Here is an 18,515-nt window from a genome sequence, read left to right as displayed (position 1 = left end):
TGACGCGGTGCCTCGGCGGTTGGCGTTTCCTCCCGGCCGTCCCGATTGTTCGGGATCTTGAGCCGGAGACTTAGGGCTTACTTAACGTCATAAATGGGCGGCGGATCAACCGCCGCCCATCATCGGGCATCGCCCGGCGGTCAGGCAACCGAGCAGTAGGTGTCCTTGTAGGTGTCGCGCAGAATGTTCTTCTGCACCTTGCCCATGGTGTTGCGGGGAAGTTCGTCCACGAAGAACACCTTCTTGGGTAGCTTGAACTTGGCAAGACGGCCTTCGAGCGCCTGGTGCACCTCGGCCTCGCTGAGGCTGGCGCCCGGCGTGCGCACGATCACCGCCGTGACGCCCTCGCCGAAATCCTTGTGCGGCAGGCCGATTACGGCGCTTTCCAGCACGCCCGGCAAAGCGTCGATCTCGCCTTCCACTTCCTTCGGATAGACGTTGAAGCCGCCGGTGATGACGAGATCCTTGCCGCGCCCGACGATGTGGACATAGCCACGGGCGTCGATCTTGCCGAGATCGCCGGTGATGAAGAAGCCGTCATGGAAATCGGATGCGGTCTTCTCGGGTAGCTTCCAGTAGCCCTTGAAGACGTTCGGGCCCTTCACCTCGATGGAGCCGATCTCGTCGGCGCCCAGCACCGCGCCGGTGGCGGGATCGGTGATGCGCACGCTGATGCCCGGCAGCGGGAAGCCCACCGTGCCGGCGATACGGTCGCCGTCATAGGGGTTCGAGGTGTTCATGCCGGTCTCGGTCATGCCGTAGCGCTCGAGGATCGCCTTGCCGGTCTTCTCCTGGAAGGCGCGGTGCGTCTCGGCCAGCAGCGGGGCGGAGCCGGAGACGAACAGGCGCATGTGCGCGGTGGCCTCGCGGGTGAGGCCGGGATGGTCGAGGAGGCGGGTGTAGAAGGTGGGCACGCCCATGAGCGTGGTCGCCTTCGGCATCAGGCGCAGCACCTCGCTGGCGTCGAACTTCGGGCAGAAGATCATGGAGGCGCCGGCCATCAGGATGATGTCGCCAGCGACGAACAGGCCATGGGTGTGGAAGATGGGAAGCGCGTGGATGAGCACGTCGTCGGAGGTGAAGCGCCAGTAGTCGCGCAGCGTCACCGCATTCGAGAGCAGGTTCTCGTGGGTGAGCATGGCGCCCTTGGCGCGGCCCGTGGTGCCGGAGGTGTAGAGGATGCCGGCGAGGTCATCGGCTGCGCGCGGCACGTCCTCGAAGCTCTCGCTCTCGCCTGCGGCCGCCTCGGTGAGCGAACCCTTGCCGTCGCTGCCGAGCGTCTCCACATGCGGCACGCCGAGCTTGGCGGCCAGGGCTTTCACGTCGCCGGCCACCTCGGGGCGCACCACCACCACCGTCGGCTCAGCGTCGGAGAGGAAATATTCCAGCTCCGCCAGCGTATAGGCCGTGTTGAGCGGCAGATAGACAGCACCCGCGCGCAGGGCGGCGAGATAGAGCACGAAGGCGGTCCAGGATTTTTCCACCTGCACTGCCACCCGGTCGCCGGGCTTCACGCCGCGCTTCACCAGCACGTTGGCGAGGCGGGCGGAGAGGGCGAGGGCGTCGCCATAGGTCTCCACCGCGCCATCCGGATGGGTGGCGAGCGGCTTCGACAGATCGGGCATGGCCGCGCGGATGGCGGCAAAGAAATGGTTCTGAGAGGTCATTGGGTCGGCACCAGAGCGCGCGGCGCGTTTTCGCCCCGCAGGAGTTTCTTCACCGCCGTGCTCGCCACCACTTCGCCCTTGGCGGCGAAGGCCTCGTGGTTCTTTTCAATATCCGCGAGCACATAGCGGTAGTTGACCATGGTCCCATAGGCCTGGGCGATGCCCTTTTCCGACAGGTCGCCCATGGGGTTGATGCGCTCGAGGCGAGCGCCGTTGCCGAGATGGAAGCGCGCGACCGGATCGATCGGGCGGCCCTTCGGTGTCTTGGCCTGCAGGAAATAATGCGCCGAGAGCGCGCTCATCAGCGAGGACAGTTCCGCGCGCACTGCATCCTGCTCCGTCCATTCCGCGCTGTCGGTCAGGGCGAGCAGTTCACGGTCGGCGGCCGTCAGGACCGTGGAGTCCGCGTTACGCCTCTCGGCATCCAGCCATTTGCGGAAGCCGGGCACGGGCGAGAGCGTGACAAAGGTGGTGAGCGAGGGGATCTCGCGGGAGATCTCCTCCACCACCTGCTTGATGAGGAAGTTGCCGAAGCTGACCCCGCCGAGGCCGCGCTGGCAGTTGGAGATGGAATAGAAGACCGCCGTCGTGGCGGTTCCGGGCGCGATGGGTTCGCGCGACTGGTCGAGGATTGGGGCGATGGCGCCGGGCGTCTCGCGCATCAGCGCCACCTCGACGAAGATCAGCGGCTCGTCCACCAGCGCGGGATGAAAGAAGGCGTAGCAGTGACGGTCCGGGCTGTCGACGCGAGCGCGCAGGTCGTTCCAGTCGCGGATGGCGTGGACCGCCTCATAGCGGATGATCTTCTCCAGCACATTGGCGGGCGTCGACCAGTCGATCCGGCGCAGCACGAGGAACCCCCGATTGAACCAGGAGGAGAACAGGTGCGTGAAGTCGCTGTCTACCGGCGTCAGGTCCTTGCGCCGGGGCAGGGCATCCATGAGATGCTCGCGCATGCGCACCAGTTCGGCGGTGGCGCCGGGGGCCATGTTGAAGCGGCGGAACAACTCCTGCCGGCGCGGCTCGCTGGCGGCATGCAGTTCCGCGATGGCGGCCTCGCCGGGCTTCGCGGAATAAGCGGCGATGGCCTTTTCCAGCCGCTCGTTGTCCGGGCCGAAGACTTCCAGCAGGCTTTCGAAGAAGGCGATGCGCTCGCCGGTCTTCATCTGTCCGTAGCGGGAGAGGACTTCGGCGGCCAGCGCGACGCCGGACGCCTCGCCCTTGCCCGACAGCAGTTCCTGGCAGCGCTCCACGAGGGTCGCTGCCCGCGTGGCGCCGGTGCTGCGGCCCGACCGGTCGAGCAGCGCGCGGCCGCGGTCCGCGATGGAGTTGAGGAGATCGCCGAAGAAGGAACTGTTGGACGTCATCGCGCCGGTCCTCTCGGTTGCGGGCCGGGACGGCGACCGCGCCGGACGGAGATCGAGGAAACCGCCGCGCGCACCGTTCAGCCTCGCATCCACTGTAGCACGCCCCCAGGGTCACCCTTGCGTCGGTTCTATCAAGGGGCGACTTGCATCCGATGTCAATAATCATGTATGCAAGATTTTGTAACTTGCATTGGCGAGGCGTTCCGATGCGTGGCGAGGCGACCCCGCGGCTGCGGGAGGCCCTGGAAGACGACATCGTGTCGGGCCGGCTGAAGCCAGGCCAGCGGCTCGACGAGGTGGGCCTCGCCGAGCGGTTCGATGTCTCCCGCACGCCCATCCGCGAAGCCTTGATCCAGCTTGCCGCCTCCGGAATGGTGGAGATCCGGCCGCGCCGGGGTGCTTTCGTGGCCTTGCTGGGGCCGCGGGAACTCATCGAGAGTTTCGAGCTGATGGCCGAGATCGAGGCCGCCTGCGGCCGCCTCGCTGCCCGCCGCATGACCGCCGAGGATCGCGCCGCCATCGAAGCCGCGCATGCCGATTGCGCCGCCGCCGTCCGCGCGGAAGACCGCGAGACCTATTACAGCGAGAATGCCCGCTTCCATGCCGCCATCTATGCGGCGACGGGTAACCGTGTGTTGGCGGGCGAGGCCCAACGCCACCAGCGCCTGCTCCAGCCCTACCGGCGCCTGCAACTGCGCGTGCCGCGCCGGATGGACGCCTCGTTTGCGGAGCACGAAGCCATTCTGGCAGCACTGCTGGCCGGCGAGGGCGAGGTCGCCGCCGAGCGGCTGCGGGCCCATGTATTGGTGCAGGGCGAGCGCTTCCTGAACCTCATCGCGGCGCTTCAGGACGAGACCGAGGCCGTCGCCCGTGCCGGCTGAGGCGCGTTAGCTGCCCAGCGCGGTATCAACCAGCAGCTTCACATTGAGCGCGATGATGAGAAGGCTTGCGGCGGCGGCGAGAACCGTCTGCCAGCGGGGCGCCACATGCTCGCCCATCTTCCGGCGGTCCGCCGTGAACAGCACCAGCGGCACGATGGCGAAGGGCAACTGGAGGGACAGCACCACCTGACTGAGGATCAGCAGCGTGGAGGCGCCGTGTTCGCCATAAGCGATGGTCACGGCCGCCGCCGGCACGATGGCGATGGCGCGGGTGATGAGGCGCCGCAGCCACGGCTGGATCTTCATCTCGATGAAGCCCTCCATCACCGCCTGTCCGGCAATGGTGGCGGTGACCGTGGAGTTGAGCCCGCAGCAGAGCAGGGCGACGGCAAAGAGCGTGGGCGCCAGCGCCGAGCCGAGCAGCGGGTTCAGCAGTTCATGCGCCTTGCCGAGGTCCGCCACTTCGCCCGTGCCGGTGCCATGGAAGGCGGCGGCGGCGAGAATGAGGATGGAAGCGTTGATGGTGAGCGCGAACATCAGCGCGAAGGTGGAATCCCAGGTGGCGAAGCGGATGGCTTCTCGCACGCCCTCGGGCGTCGGCGCATGCTTGCGGGTCTGCACGATGGCCGAGTGCAGATAAAGGTTATGGGGCATCACCGTCGCGCCGAGAATGCCCAGTGCGAGATAGAGCATGTCCGGGTTCGTGACGATCTCGGTGGTCGGCGCGAAGCCGCGGATCACGGCGCCCCAGTCGGGATCGGCCATGGCGATCTGGATGAAGAAGCAGGCCCCGATGATGCCCAGCAGCGCCACGATGAAGGCTTCCACGAAGCGGAAGCCGAGCTTCTGGAGCCAGAGGATCAGGAACACGTCGAGCGCGGTGACGATGACGCCGAGTTCCAGCGGGATGCCGAAGAGGAGATTGAGGCCGATGGCCGTGCCGATCACTTCGGCCAGATCAGTGGCGCAGATGGCGAGCTCCGCCAGCAGCCAGAGCACGAAGGCCACGGGCTTTGGAAAACTGTCGCGGCACGCTTGGGCGAGGTCGCGTCCGGTGGCGACGCCGAGGCGCGAGCACAGCGCCTGCAGCAGGATGGCGATCATGTTCGACAGGAGCGCCACGAACAGCAGCGCATAACCGAAGCGCGAGCCGCCGGCGAGCGACGTCGCCCAGTTGCCGGGGTCCATATAGCCGGTGGCGACGAGATAGCCGGGCCCGATGAAGGCGAACAGGCGCCCCAGCCGGCTGCGGTGGCTGACGGCGATGGTGCCATGCACATCCGACAGCGCCGCTTCGCCGCGCTCCCGCCGCCAGCCATTCATTCCCTTCGTCGCCTGATCCAGCATGATGCAAGCCTAGCCAATCCCGTTGTTTCGCGAGAATGGCAGAAGAAGTCGGTCTGTCAATGCAAATGCGAACGATTTGCAAGAACGCCCGGCGAAGTGCGAACGGAGCGCAGCTCGCCTGAGGCGCCTTAGCACCAAGCAGAGGGGGCGAGACGCTGTGGGGAACGGCCTCACCCTTGGAAGCCGGAAGGGAACATGGAGCCGCCGGCGCCCGCGTATTGTGGCACGACGCGGAAAGCGGGGCGGTGCTAAAGCGCCCCGCCCCTTATCCTTCAACAGCCCCGGAATGCCTCCCTCAGCTCACTTGAGCTGGTCCTGCACCTTGGCGAGGGCGGCGTTGGCGCAGGCTTCGTCCAGATTGCCGCCGGGCGCACCGCCGACACCGATGGCGCCGATGGTCTCGCTGCCCGCCTTCACCGGCACGCCGCCAGCCAGCACCAGGAAGCCGTCGATGGCGACGAGCTGCGCCGCGGCCGGATTCTTCTGCACGTTCTCGGCAACCGTCGAGGTGGGCAGGCGGGTGGAGGCGGAGGTGAATGCCTTGCGGCGGGCGGCATCGACTGTGTGCGGGCCGGCGTTGTCGGCGCGCAGCACCGCGCGCACCACGCCGGCACGGTCCACCACGGTGGCGGTGACGTTGTAGCCCTGCGCGCTGCAAGCCGCGACGCTCTCGCGGGCGAGGTCGGCGGCGAGCGCGAGCGGCATGTTCTTTTCCTGCAGAAGCTGCGCGGAAGCGGCCGAGGTGAGGGAGAGAGCGGCAGCGGCGGCGAGGATGAGGCGGATCATGGTCGGTCTCCCGGAGGGCTGATTGATCGTTGGGCGAAAGCGCTCTGCTTTCTGGCCTCAGATCTATCGGCCGCTGCTTCGGGGCTGAATCCGTGAGGGCACAGGGTGATGTAGGTAGAGCTACCTAGACGTCGTGGCGGGATCGGCGAGCGTGAGGCGCACGAATTCGGCGACGGAGCTCGTGCCGAGCTTCTCCGCGATATGGGCGCGGTGGGCGTCGATGGTCCGTGCCGAGACGTTGAGCGCGGTGGCGATCTCCTTGCTCGCCCAGCCCTGGCAGACCATGTCCAGGACCTCGCGCTCGCGCTCGGTGAGGCGGCCCAGCAGATCCTGCGCCTCCGCCCGCTCAAGCACCTGTTCAAGGGCCTTTTCTGCCGCGGCGATGGCGTCCAGCAGCACCTGTTCGTCCACGGGCTTGGAGAGGAAGTCGAGCACGCCCGCCTTGAAGGCACGGCGGCAGGCATTCACGTCGCCGTGGCCGGTGATCATGATGACGGGCCAGTCGATCCCGCGCTCCACCAGCTTCTGCTGCAGTTGCAGGCCGCCGATCATGGGCATGCGCAGGTCGAGGATGAGGCAGCCGGGTCGGCTCCGGTCCACATGGGCGAGGAAGGTTGCGGGATCGGCGAACGCCTCCACCGTCATGCCATAGGTGCCGAGCAGTAGGCACAGCGCCTCGCGGACCGGCTGGTCGTCATCGACGAGATAGATGCGGACAGGGGTCATTGCGCGGCCTGCCGGGCGGCGCCGGCTTCGGGAAGCGTGAGGGTGAAGACCGCGCCTCCGGCAGGGGCGTTCGCGGCCGAGATGTTGCCGCCGCACCGCTCCAGCAGCGTGGCGCAGAGCGAAAGACCGAGACCCAGCCCATCCGGCTTGGTGGTGAAGAAGGGCTCGAACAGGCGCGGCAGCGCGGTCTCCGGAATGCCCGGCCCGCTGTCGGAGACGCGGATCTCCACATGGCCCTCGACGGTGGCGGCGGAGGCCGGCAGGGCGCTGATGCGCACGGTGATGCTCTTTTCAAGTCCCGTGCCGTCGAGGCTGTCGGCGGCGTTGCGGATGAGATTGTGCAGCACCTGCTCCATCTCGATGGGATCGGCGAGAATGCAGGCGTCCGGCGCCGCATTCTCCAGCACCAGCGCGATGCCGCGCCGGTCGAGATCAGTCTTCACCAACCCCGCCACGTCGTCCACGATACGCGCCACGGGGGTGAAAACGGGGCTGGTTTCGCGGTTGCTGATGTAGTCACGCATGCGCTTGAGCATCTCGCCGGCACGCCGCGCCTCGCGCACATTGGCCTCCAGCGCCTGTTCCAGCAGTGCAGGGTCGCTGCCGGGCCGTGCCAGCCGCCGCGCGGCCTGGCTCTGGCTCAGAAGCGCGGTGAGCGGCTGGGTCAGTTCGTGGGCAATGCCGGAGGCGAGCTCCCCCAGCGCATTCACGCGGGCCGCATGGGCGAGGCGGGTCTCGTGCTCCAGCAGCCGTGTGCGCTGCTCGGCAAGACGGGCGGTCTCCGCGGATTGGCGGGCGGCGAGGCGCTGGCGCCACGCATAATGCAGCACCAGCAGGGCCAGGAGCGACAGGATCGCAAACCCGAGGCTCAGCTTCGGATCGAGGATCTCGGCCAGCGACAGCGGGCGCACGAGGGTGAGGGTGAGGGGCTGGCTGGTGCTGTCGATGGCACGGGTGAAGCGGGGCGTGGGCAGGAAGGACAGGGCCGCGGCTTCCTGCTCTGCGGGCCATTGCACCAGCGTCTGTCCGTCCAGCGCGAGCGTCGCGTGCGCCCAGGGGGGGCGCTCGGAGGGCTCCACCAGCAGGGCGGCGTCGATCTCGATGATGACCGCCAGCGCGGGGTTCGCCGCGCTCGCCTTCTTGCCGACCAGATAGTGGGTGGGCATGGGAGGATCGAGGAAGCTGCGCGGTTCTCCCGGTGTCAGGGCATAGAGGGCGGCGGCGAGACTGCGGTGGTCCGCGGGGGGAGAGGCGATGGATATCACTGGGTGCAGCGCCACCGTGCCGACAGTCTCCTTCAGTGCCACCAGATCGATGCCGGCGACACGGGGATAAAAGCGCATGAACCTTTGGCTCACCTGAAGGATGGCGTCCTGCGGCGGGGGATCGGCCACCAGCGCTAGCGCCACGAGGCTGGTGAGGAGCGCGTCGTGCTGCGCCACCCGCTGCGAGACCACGCGGTGCAGGGCGAGGCCGCTGGAACTGACCTCCCCGCGCGCCCGCTCCAGCGCCGTACGGGCGTTGAGGCCGAGGAAGAGGGCATTAAGCCCGAGCCACACCGCGAGCAGCATCAGGAGCCCGAGAGAGGCGCCGCGCCGTTTCACCACCTGTCGCCTCCTTCCCTCATGCCGGCTGTCAGAGCCTGTTCCCCGGAATACGAGCAATTCTGCGGAGCGCAACGCGATAAAACAACAAGCCTGCCCCTTCCGGCTCGCCCGGGAACGCTCGTAGATCCGTTCCCCGTCATGCTTGACCTGCTGGATCATGACCCGCCGGAGCGCATGGAACCGATCAGCGCGTCGGCACGGGGACAATGGACACAGGCGCTGAGAAGGGTTCGTCCGCGAACACAACCGTGACGCACTTCGCGAAAATATCGTGCAGCGCCGCCGTGGGAGAGGCCGGTCACATCTGCCATTTCAGAGCCTCGACCGGCAATGCCGGCGTGCTCGATGCCTCAGGCCGCTTCTTGGAGGGTTCGAACGGTCTGTCTTTCGAGCCGAAATAGGAGGCTCTCTTGAAGGCGCAGATCGGGTCTCGTTCCTGTGTACGGTTCGCGTCCGAAACCGCCGCGTGCAACGTTGGAAGAGGCTCGTCCCGACACGATTGTGACTTGTCGTTCCCCGCGTCCGTGCCATCTGGTGGCGATGTTCTGTCGGGGATCGAGAATGAAATATCTGGCTGTTTCGGCGCTGTTGTTCAGTTTCTGCGTGTCCGCCGTGCCGGCGCTGGCACAGGCCGAGATGTGGTCTCAGGCCGAGCGCAACAAGGCGATCGTTCTGGACTTCTACGACAAGGGGCTGAACCAGAAGGATTTTGCGGCCGCCTCGAAATATCTCGGGACCTATATCCAGCACAATCCGACGGCGGAGGACGGGCCGGAGGGCTTCAGGAAGTTTCTGGAATTCCTGAAGACGACCTATCCGCAATCCCACAGCGAGATCACGCAGGTCTTTGTCGATGGGGATTTCGTCATCCTGCACGTCCATGCGGTGCGCGAGCCCGGCACGCGCGGCAATGCCATCGTGGACATCTTCCGGCTGAAGGACGGCAAGATCGAAGAGCACTGGGATGTGGTGCAGCCCATCCCGGAGACATCGAAGAACAAGAACGGCATGTTCTGACGCCCGCGAGGCGGGCAAACGGCGAGGGCCGTCAAGGCCGTCACCGTGAGGCCCCCGGGCAGGCCGCAAATAAGAGACCGCCGCCGTTTCCGGCGGCGGTCGGTTGTCCTGGGGGCGATCAGGCCAAATCGAACCGGTCGAGGTTCATCACCTTGGTCCAGGCGGCCACGAAGTCGGTGACGAACTTGTCCTTGGCGTCGGAGGCCGCATAGACCTCGGCGAGCGCGCGCAGGATGGAGTTCGAGCCGAACACGAGGTCCACGCGGGTGCCGGTCCACTTGAGCTCGCCGGTCTGGCGATCGCGGCCCTCATAGACGTCCTTGCTCTCGCCGGCCGCCTTCCACTGCGTGCTCATGTCGAGCAGGTTGGTGAAGAAGTCGGTGGTCAGCGCGCCGGGCTTGTCGGTGAAGACGCCGTGCTTGGCGCCATCCACATTGATGTTGATGGCGCGCAGGCCGCCGATGAGGACGGTGAGCTCCGGGGCGGTGAGCGTCAGGAGCTGGGCCTTGTCGATGAGCGCCACTTCGGCGGGCACGGCGAGGCCGTCCTTCTGATAGTTGCGGAAGCCATCGGCCGCCGGCTCGAGCCACTTGAAGGAATCCGCGTCCGTCTCGGCCTGCGAGGCATCGGTGCGGCCGGGCGCGAAAGGCACGGACACATCGTGGCCGGCTGCCTTCGCGGCTTCTTCCACACCGGCATTGCCGGCGAGCACGATGACGTCGGCCAGCGACACCTTCTTGCCGTCGCTGGCGTTGAGGTTGAACTCGCCCTGGATGCGGGTGAGCGCCTTCAGCACCTTGTCGAGTTGCTCGGGCTGGTTCACCGCCCAGTCCTTCTGCGGGGCGAGGCGGATGCGCGCGCCATTGGCGCCGCCGCGCTTGTCGCCGCCGCGGAAGGTGGAGGCGGAGGCCCAGGCGGTGCCGACGAGCTCGGACACCGTGAGGCCGGAAGCCAGCACCTTCGCCTTGAGGGCGGCGGCGTCCGCATCGTCGATCAGCGGGTGGTCGACGGCCGGGACCGGGTCCTGCCAGAGGAGCACTTCACGCGGCACTTCCGGGCCGAGGTAGCGCGAGCGCGGGCCGAGATCGCGGTGGGTGAGCTTGAACCACGCGCGGGCGAAGGCCTCGGCAAAGGCCTGCGGGTTCTCGAGGAAGCGGCGGGAGATCTTCTCGTAGATCGGGTCGAAGCGCAGCGACAGGTCCGTCGTGAGCATCGTCGGCTTGTGCTTCTTCTCGGGATTGTGCGCGTCCGGAATGATGTCCGGGCCGTCCTTGGCTTCCCACTGGATGGCGCCGGCCGGGCTGCGGGTCTGCACCCATTCATACTTGAACAGGTTCTCGAAGAAGAAGTTGCTCCACTGGGCCGGGGTCTGGGTCCAGGTTACTTCGAGGCCGCTGCCGATGGTGTCGGCGCCGTGGCCGGTACCATAATTGCTGGCCCAGCCGAGGCCCTGCGCCTCAAGCGCGGCTGCCTCCGGGTCCGGACCCTTGTGGGATTCAGCGGCGGCGCCATGCGTCTTGCCGAAGGTGTGGCCGCCGCCGATGAGCGCCACGGTCTCTTCGTCATTCATCGCCATGCGGGCGAAGGTCTCGCGGATGAACTTGGCCGCGGAGATCGGGTCGCCGTTGCGGTCCGGGCCTTCCGGATTGACGTAGATGAGGCCCATCTCGGTGGCGCCGAGCGGGGCATCGAACTTCTCGAGCGTGCGGTGCGAGAGCCAGGCGGTCTCGGAGCCCCAGAAGACGTCCTGATCCGGCTCCCAGGTGTCCTCGCGGCCACCGGCAAAACCGAAAGTGCGGAAGCCCATGGTCTCCAGCGCCACGTTGCCGGTGAGGATCATGAGGTCGGCCCAGGAGATCTTCTGGCCGTACTTCTGCTTGATCGGCCACAGCAGGCGGCGCGACTTGTCGATGTTGACGTTGTCCGGCCAACTGTTGAGGGGCGCGAAACGCTGCTGCCCACGGCCACCGCCGCCACGGCCGTCGGCCAGGCGATAGGTGCCGGCGCTGTGCCAGGCCATGCGGACGAACTGCGGGCCGTAATTGCCGAAGTCGGCAGGCCACCAGTCCTGCGAATCGGTCATCAGCTTGCGCAGGTCGTTCTTCAGCGCCTCGTAATCGAGTTTCTTGAACTCCGCGCGATAATCGAACGCCGCGCCGAGCGGATCGGACTTGGGCGAATGGAGGTTCAGCAGGTCCACACGCAGCTGGTTCGGCCACCAGTCCCGATTCTGGGTGCCCCCGGTGCCATGGGCGACCGGGCATTTGCCCGTGGGGGTCTCAGTCGTTGCGTTCATGCTTCTCTCCGACATTCGGGCGCAGCGATCCGTACACCGGCGCGCCCTTGGGCTCATTGCAAAGCTTCTAACAAATCCCGCTCATTAGATTAACTTCTATTTGCTGATTATGGCGATAAGTTAATTTTATGACGTGGCAAAAGACACGCAGCGCCTTGATCCGCGCCACGGCGGCCGCCGCCGCTTCGACCGGCAGGATGCAAAAGGACGGGACGCGGTTTAGCCGGGCATGCCATCCACCGCGTAGAACGAGAGGAACATGGAGACACTGCTGCGCATGACCGCCTCGTCGTCCCACGCCCAGCGGTAGGGCAGCGCGAGCGAGCAGCTCAGCTTGAGGTCGTCGCTGACCAGCGCCAGAAACTGGTGCGCGGCCACGTCCGGATCGGGAATCGCCAGTCGTCCGGTGCTGCTCACGGCGCGGAAGAAATCCGCCATCTGTCCGATCGCCGTCTCCGGTCCCTCTTCGTAGAAGATGCGCGCCAGCCGAGGGAAACGGTGGGCCACCGGCACGATGATGCGATAGATCGTCAGCCCCTCGTCCTGGGCAAAGAGGCGTCGCAGCTCGCGGGCCATCCGCAGCAGTTCCTCGTCCGCCGGACGGCTCGCATCCAGCGGCGTCAGCTTTGCCTTGAGGTCGCGGCATTCGTGGCGGATCAGCGCCTCGAACAGATCTTCCTTGCTGGCGAAGTGGGCGTAGAGCGTCGCCTTGGAGATGCCCGCGGCGCGGGCGATCGCATCCATGCTCGCAGCGTCATACCCGCAGTCGAGAAATACCGCACGGGCAGCCCCCAGAGCCTTCAGCGCCTTGGGGCGCAGCACGCCCCTGTCTTCCGCCACCGTTGCGGATCCCGTTCCCATGATTGTTCCCCACCGAACTGAACGGTTTAGTTCTATTGACTCTAACGCAAGCCAAGCTTAGTTCCTAGTCGAACTGAACGGTTCGGTTCAGTTTGGACTCAAGGCGACCATGCGGAAACATAAATCTCTCGACGCCGCCAGCGCATGCGTCAAAGGCGGCGCCCTGGCGGCATCACTGCTTCTGTTGCACGGCTGCATGGTCGGTCCGGACTTCACCGCGCCCGATGCCCCGCGAGTCAACGGCTATCTGCCGGAGGGCAATCCTGCGCCCACCGCCACTGCAGAGGTCCAAGGCGGCGCAAGCCAGGTCTTCCTGCGCGGGCGCGACCTGCCGGGCGAGTGGTGGAAGGTGTTCCGCAACAAGCAGATCGACGCCTTCGTGACCGAGGCCATTCAGAACCATCCCGACGTCGCTGCGGCCCAGGCGGCATTGCGGGCGGCACGCGAGAATGTGCTGGCGCAGGAGGGCAGTCTCTTCCCGCAGGTGTCGGCGAGCGGCAGCGGCACGCGGCAGGTGGTCTCCAACGCCTCGCAGAACCAGAGCGGCAACAGCAGCCCCTACAATCTCTACAATGCTTCGGTGAGCGTCTCGTATGTGCTCGATGCCTGGGGCGGCACGCGCCGGCAGGTGGAGGCGCTGCAGGCCCAGGCAGAATATCAGCAGTATCAGCTGGAAGCGACCTATCTGAGCCTCACCGCCAATGTGGTGACGGCGGCCATTTCCGACGCATCGCTGCGGGCCCAGATCGACGCCACCAACGACATCATCAAGTCCGAGGAAGAGCAGCTCAAGCTGGTGCAGCGCCAGTTCGAGCTGGGCGCGGTGGCGCAATCCGACGTGCTCTCCCAGCAGTCGAACCTCGCCCAGACACAGGCGACGCTGCCGCCGCTCCAGAAGCAGCTGGCGCAGCAGCGCAACCAGTTGATGGCTTATCTCGGCCGGCTGCCGAGCGAGGATCGCGGTGAGCACGTCAGCCTTTCGAGCCTCACCCTGCCGCGCGATCTGCCGGTGAGCCTGCCCTCCGCGCTGGTGCGGCAGCGGCCGGACATCGCGGCGGCGGAAGCCACCCTGCACAAGGCGACGGCGACGGTGGGCGTGGATGTGGCCAACATGCTGCCGCAGATCCAGATCAGCAGCAGCTATGGCCGCAACGGCCTCACCCCGAGCAGCCTGTTCTCGCCCGGGACGGCCGCCTGGAGCGTCGCTGGCAGTCTGTCGCAGACGGTGTTCGACGGCGGCACGCTCTATCACGACAAGGAAGCGGCCATCGCCAGCCGCGAACAGGCCTTCGCCACCTACAAGAGCACGGTCATTTCCGCGTTCCGCGATGTGGCGGACTCGCTGCGCGCCATCGAAGCGGACGCCAATACGCTGAAGGCGCAGCTCGCTTATGAGAAGGCGGCGCAGGACAGCGTGAAGATCTCGCGCACCCAGTACATGGCGGGTGCGGTGACCTATCCCTCCGTGCTGACCTCCGAGCAGAATTACCAGCAGGCCGTGATCGCCCGGGTGAAGGCGCAGGCCCAGCGCTTCAGCGACACCGCCGCGCTGTTCCAGTCCCTCGGCGGCGGCTGGTGGAACCGCGTCGACCAGACCGCACAATCCCTGCCCCGGACCAACGCGGGCTATTTCCAGGACCACTGAGGCCGCCGCCGGCTCGAGGCCGGCGTCCGACCCTTGCGACATGACGGCCCCGAGCGGCCAGGAGAAGCAATCCATGAAGAAGCGGATGATCATGATGCTGATCGCCGTCGGCCTCGTCTTCGGAGCCCTCTATGGCTTCCAGATGTTCAAGGCCACGATGATCAAGCAGGCGCTGGCCTCTCTGCGCGATCCCCCGCAGACGGTCGCCACCATGGAGGCCGCGCTTTCGCCGTGGCAGACCAGCATCAAGGCGGTCGGCAGCGTGCGGGCGGAGGCCGGTGCGGACCTCGCGCTGGAAAGCTCGGGCACCGTCTCGGAACTGAACTTCAAGTCCGGCGACGAGGTGCAGGAGGGGCAGGTGCTCCTGAAGCTGCGCGACGACCAGGAGCGGGCGAACCTCGAGGCCCTCAAGGCGACCGCCGACGTGAGCGCCATCATCCTCAATCGCGACAAGGAACAGCTCAAGATCCACGCGGTGAGCCAGGCGACCGTGGATAGCGATACGGCGAACCTCAAGAAGGCGCTGGCGCAGGTGGCTGAGCAGCAGGCGGTGGTGGACAAGAAGACGCTGAAGGCGCCCTTCTCGGGCCGCCTTGGCATCCGCGCGGTGGATCTCGGCCAGTATGTGAGCGCCGGCACGACCATCGTGACCCTCCAGTCGCTCAACCCCATCTTCGTGGACTTCTATCTGCCCCAGCAGGCGCTGGCCGAGATCAAGACCGGCCAGGCCGTCAAGGCCACCGTTGACACCTATCCCGGCCAGGGCTTCGAGGGGACGATCACGGCGGTGAGCCCGAAGGTGGACTCCTCGTCCCGCAACGTGCAGGTGCGGGCGGAGTTCAAGAATGACGACAAGCGCCTGTTTCCCGGCATGTTCGCGACCGTGGAGGTTTCCGTCGGGAAGCCCTCCGATCTCGTGACGGTGCCTCAGACGGCGATCACCGCGAACCCCTACGGCGACATCGCCTTCGTGGTGGAGAAGAAGGAAGGCCCGTCGACCGGCCTCTCGGTCAAGCAGGTGTTCGTGAAGACGGGTGAAACCCGTGGCGATCAGATCGCCGTGACCTCCGGCCTCTCGGCGGGCGACCAGATCGTCGTGGCGGGGCAGATGAAGCTGCATAACGGCTCGCAGGTCACAGTCAACAATGCCGTCCTGCCGACGAATACGCCCTCTCCCTCCATCACCGACCGTTGAGCGGAGGCGCGCATGTCGTCCTTCACCGATATCTTCATCCGCCGGCCGGTGCTCGCGATCGTCGTCAGCCTGATGATCCTGGTTCTCGGCCTGCGGGCCATGAGCTCCATGCCCATCCTGCAATATCCGCGCACGCAGAACGCCATCGTCACCGTCTCGACGACTTATCCCGGCGCGGACCCGGACGTGGTGGCCGGCTTCATCACCACGCCGCTCGAAAATGCCATCGCCCAGGCGAACGGCATCGACTACATGACCTCGACCAGCACAACGGGCACCAGCACGATCACCGCAAACCTGCGGCTCAATTACGATACCGGCAAGGCGCTCACCGAGATCAACACCAAGGTCAATTCGGTCCTCAACCAGCTCCCCACCGGCACGCAGCAGCCGGTGCTGACGGTGAAGGTCGGGCAGACCATCGATGCCATGTATATCGGCTTCCGCAGCGACGCGATCGCGCCCAATCAGGTGACGGACTATCTGATCCGCGTGGTGCAGCCGAAGCTTCAGGCGGTGGAAGGCGTCCAGACGGCGGAACTGCTCGGCAGCAAGACCTTCGCCATGCGCGCCTGGCTCGACCCCATCCGGCTGGCGGCCTATGGCGTCACGGCTTCCGAAGTCTCGACCGCGCTCACCAACAACGACTATATCGCGAGCCTCGGCAACACCAAGGGGCAGATGGTTCAGGTGAACCTCACCGCCTCCACCAGCCTGCACAATGTGGACGAGTTCAAGAACCTCATCGTCAAGCAGGCCAACGGCGCCATCGTGCGGCTGAAGGACGTGGCCAATGTCACGCTCGGCTCGGACGATTACGATTCCGCCACCATGTTCAACGGCAATCAGTCCGTCTACGTCGGCATCCAGATCGCCCCGTCCGCCAATCTGCTCGACGTGATCAAGGGCGTGCGCGCCGCGCTGCCGGAGATCGAACGACAGCTGCCGAGCGGCCTCACCATGGGCGTGATCTATGATAGCTCGGACTTCGTGAACAGCTCCATCGAGGAGGTGATCCATACGCTGGTCGAAGCGCTGGTCATCGTGACCATCGTGGTGTTCGCGTTCCTGGGGTCCTGGCGCTCGGTGCTCATTCCGGTCATCGCCATCCCGCTCTCGCTCATCGGCACCTTCCTGATGATGCTGGCCTTCGGCTTCAGCATCAATCTCCTGACGCTGCTGGCGCTCGTGCTCGCAATCGGCCTTGTGGTGGATGACGCGATCATCGTCGTGGAGAGCGTCAACCATCACATGGAGGAGGGGATGACGGCGCTTCAGGCCGCCTTCGCCTCCGCCCGCCAGCTCGCCAACCCCATCATCGCCATGACGGTGGTTCTGGTGGCGGTCTATGTGCCCATCGGTTTCCAGGGTGGCCTCACCGGTGCGCTGTTCACCGAGTTCGCCTTCACCCTGGTGGGCGCGGTCACCATCTCCGCCATAGTGGCGCTGACGCTCACCCCCATGATGTCGGCGCGCATGCTGAAGCCCGTGGACCATGCCGGCGGCGACCTGGAATCGCGCATGGTGCTGGCGGTGGACCGCGTGATGGGGGCCGTGACGGCGGCCTATTCCCGCTCCCTCACCGGCGCGCTGAACTATCTGCCTGTCATCGCCGTCTTTGCGGGGCTGGTCCTGTGCAGCGTCTATTGGCTCTACAGTTCCGCCCAGAGCGAGCTGGCGCCGGAAGAGGACCAGGGCATCATCCTGGCCCAGAGCATCTCCGCCCCCAATGCGACGCTTCAGCAGAAGCAGCTCTACAATCGGCAGACGTTCGAGACCTTCGCCAAGCATCCGGAGACGGAGACGGTGTTCCAGGTGGAAAGCCCGTCCACCAGCATCGCCGGCTGGGTGCTGAAGCCGTGGGACCAGCGCAAGGCCACCACGAAGACCCTGCAGCCGATGATCCAGCAGGAACTGAACCAGGTGGCGGGGCAGAAGATCGTCGCCTTCCAGCAATCCCCGCTGCCGGGCTCCAACGGCCTGCCCATGCAGATCGTCATCGGCACCTCGGACGGCTTCGACAAGCTGAACGAGGTGGCCAGCAAGTTCCTGCAGGATGCGCTGAACACTGGCCTGTTCATCTTCCTCAACAACGACCTGAAGATCGACCAGCCTCAGGCCTCTCTGGTCATCGACCGCGAGAAGACTTCGCTGCTCGGCCTCACCATGAACGGCGTGGGCGGCGCGCTTTCCTCGCTCCTCGGCGGCGGCTACGTGAACTACTTCAGCCTCGACGGGCGCTCCTACAAGGTGATCCCGCAGGTGAAGCAGGAGGCGCGCCTCAACACCGATCAGGTGCTGGATTATTATATCCGCACCGGCGACGGCACGATGGTTCCGCTGTCCACCGTGGCCCGCATCGAGACCAAGACGGTTCCGGAATCCCTCAATCACTTCCAGCAGGTGAATGCCGCGACCATCGCCGGCGTGGTGGCGCCGGGCGTGACGACGGGTGACGCCATCACGGCGCTTCAGGATCTCGCCAAGCGGACGCTGCCGGCCGGCTATACGCTCGATTTCGGCGGCGCCTCGCGGCAATACGTGCAGGAAAGCGGCGGCTTCGTCACCACCTTCGCCTTCGCGCTGATCGTGATCTTCCTGGCGCTCGCGGCTCTGTTCAACAGCTTCCGCGATCCGGTGGTCATCCTGCTGTCGGTGCCCATGTCGCTCGCCGGTGCGCTGCTGTTCATCAGCGTCGGCATCGGTGGCGCGAGCATCAACATCTACACGCAGGTCGGGCTCACCACCCTCATGGGCCTCATCAGCAAGCACGGCATCCTGATGCTGGAAGTGGCCAACGAGCTTCAGCTCGAAGGCAAATCGAAGCGGGACGCGATCATCGCCGCGGCGACCCTGCGGCTGCGGCCCATCCTCATGACCACGGCAGCCATGGTGCTCGGCGTGGTGCCGCTCATCTTCGCCTCCGGCGCGGGCGCCGCCTCGCGCTACAACCTCGGCCTCGTCATCGCCACGGGCCTCGCCATCGGCACGCTGTTCACCCTCTATGTGGTGCCCGCCGCCTATGTGCTGATCGGCGAGACGCACCATAAGGAAGCCAGGGACGAGGAGGTTGCGGCCCCGCCGCACGCGGCCGAACACGGCGCGTGAGGATCGCAGATC

The 18,515-nt window shown here is 66.1% G+C and carries 13 protein-coding genes; 5 read left to right on the top strand and 8 right to left on the bottom strand.

Features of this window, described 5'->3' with window-relative positions; all coding sequences use genetic code 11:
* Positions 1–140: 140 nt before the first annotated feature.
* Positions 141–1,667, bottom strand: a complete 1,527-nt coding sequence (locus tag DFO45_RS15610) for a malonyl-CoA synthase (RefSeq protein WP_133865594.1) — start codon at positions 1,665–1,667, stop codon at positions 141–143.
* On the bottom strand, positions 1,664–3,034 hold the full coding sequence (locus DFO45_RS15605; RefSeq protein ID WP_133865593.1) for a malonyl-CoA decarboxylase: 1,371 nt from the start codon (positions 3,032–3,034) through the stop codon (positions 1,664–1,666). Before DFO45_RS15605 ends, DFO45_RS15610 begins: the two co-directional genes overlap by 4 nt.
* 206 nt (positions 3,035–3,240) lie before the next feature.
* Between DFO45_RS15605 and DFO45_RS15600 the strand changes: the two genes are divergently transcribed.
* On the top strand, positions 3,241–3,915 hold the full coding sequence (locus tag DFO45_RS15600) for a GntR family transcriptional regulator (protein ID WP_133865592.1): 675 nt from the start codon (positions 3,241–3,243) through the stop codon (positions 3,913–3,915).
* A gap of 6 nt (positions 3,916–3,921) precedes the next feature.
* Here the strand turns inward: DFO45_RS15600 and DFO45_RS15595 are convergent, their stop codons facing one another.
* The 4 genes from DFO45_RS15595 to DFO45_RS15580 all read right to left on the bottom strand — a co-directional run bounded on the left by DFO45_RS15595 (position 3,922) and on the right by DFO45_RS15580 (position 8,381).
* Positions 3,922–5,262 carry an Nramp family divalent metal transporter gene (locus DFO45_RS15595; protein ID WP_133865591.1) on the bottom strand — a complete coding sequence of 447 codons (1,341 nt, stop codon included), beginning with the start codon at positions 5,260–5,262 and terminating at the stop codon, positions 3,922–3,924.
* Between the two features lie 300 nt (positions 5,263–5,562).
* On the bottom strand, positions 5,563–6,048 hold the full coding sequence (locus DFO45_RS15590; RefSeq protein WP_133865590.1) for a heme-binding protein: 486 nt from the start codon (positions 6,046–6,048) through the stop codon (positions 5,563–5,565).
* A gap of 120 nt (positions 6,049–6,168) precedes the next feature.
* Positions 6,169–6,774 carry a response regulator gene (locus DFO45_RS15585; protein WP_133865589.1) on the bottom strand — a complete coding sequence of 202 codons (606 nt, stop codon included), beginning with the start codon at positions 6,772–6,774 and terminating at the stop codon, positions 6,169–6,171.
* Positions 6,771–8,381: an ATP-binding protein gene (locus DFO45_RS15580; protein ID WP_166657154.1), complete on the bottom strand. Its 1,611-nt coding sequence runs from the start codon at positions 8,379–8,381 to the stop codon at positions 6,771–6,773. The genes DFO45_RS15585 and DFO45_RS15580 overlap by 4 nt, the downstream gene beginning before the upstream one ends.
* A gap of 561 nt (positions 8,382–8,942) precedes the next feature.
* On the opposite strand from DFO45_RS15580, the gene DFO45_RS15575 reads away from it, so the two are divergent.
* Complete coding sequence (locus tag DFO45_RS15575) at positions 8,943–9,398, top strand: ester cyclase (RefSeq protein ID WP_133865587.1); 456 nt, start codon at positions 8,943–8,945, stop codon at positions 9,396–9,398.
* Positions 9,399–9,516: 118 nt separating this feature from the next.
* Here the strand turns inward: DFO45_RS15575 and katG are convergent, their stop codons facing one another.
* Both katG and DFO45_RS15565 read right to left on the bottom strand, forming a co-directional pair.
* Positions 9,517–11,694 carry a catalase/peroxidase HPI gene (gene katG / locus DFO45_RS15570; protein ID WP_133865586.1) on the bottom strand — a complete coding sequence of 726 codons (2,178 nt, stop codon included), beginning with the start codon at positions 11,692–11,694 and terminating at the stop codon, positions 9,517–9,519.
* A 219-nt stretch (positions 11,695–11,913) separates the two neighbouring features.
* Positions 11,914–12,516, bottom strand: a complete 603-nt coding sequence (locus tag DFO45_RS15565; RefSeq protein WP_166657153.1) for a TetR/AcrR family transcriptional regulator — start codon at positions 12,514–12,516, stop codon at positions 11,914–11,916.
* 148 nt (positions 12,517–12,664) lie between these two features.
* Here DFO45_RS15565 and DFO45_RS15560 point away from each other — a divergent pair, with 148 nt between their 5' ends.
* The 3 genes from DFO45_RS15560 to DFO45_RS15550 all read left to right on the top strand — a co-directional run bounded on the left by DFO45_RS15560 (position 12,665) and on the right by DFO45_RS15550 (position 18,503).
* Complete coding sequence (locus DFO45_RS15560) at positions 12,665–14,200, top strand: efflux transporter outer membrane subunit (protein WP_133865584.1); 1,536 nt, start codon at positions 12,665–12,667, stop codon at positions 14,198–14,200.
* A gap of 73 nt (positions 14,201–14,273) precedes the next feature.
* On the top strand, positions 14,274–15,395 hold the full coding sequence (locus tag DFO45_RS15555) for an efflux RND transporter periplasmic adaptor subunit (protein ID WP_133865583.1): 1,122 nt from the start codon (positions 14,274–14,276) through the stop codon (positions 15,393–15,395).
* 12 nt (positions 15,396–15,407) lie between these two features.
* Positions 15,408–18,503, top strand: coding sequence for an efflux RND transporter permease subunit (locus DFO45_RS15550; RefSeq protein ID WP_133865582.1), 3,096 nt, complete (start codon positions 15,408–15,410; stop codon positions 18,501–18,503).
* Positions 18,504–18,515 lie beyond the last annotated feature (12 nt).

It is taken from the genome of Azorhizobium sp. AG788 (assembly GCF_004364705.1).
GTDB classification, from domain to species: domain Bacteria; phylum Pseudomonadota; class Alphaproteobacteria; order Rhizobiales; family Xanthobacteraceae; genus Azorhizobium; species Azorhizobium caulinodans.
Note: the sequence above shows the minus strand (reverse complement) of the source record. Positions and strands in the feature narration are given on the sequence as shown.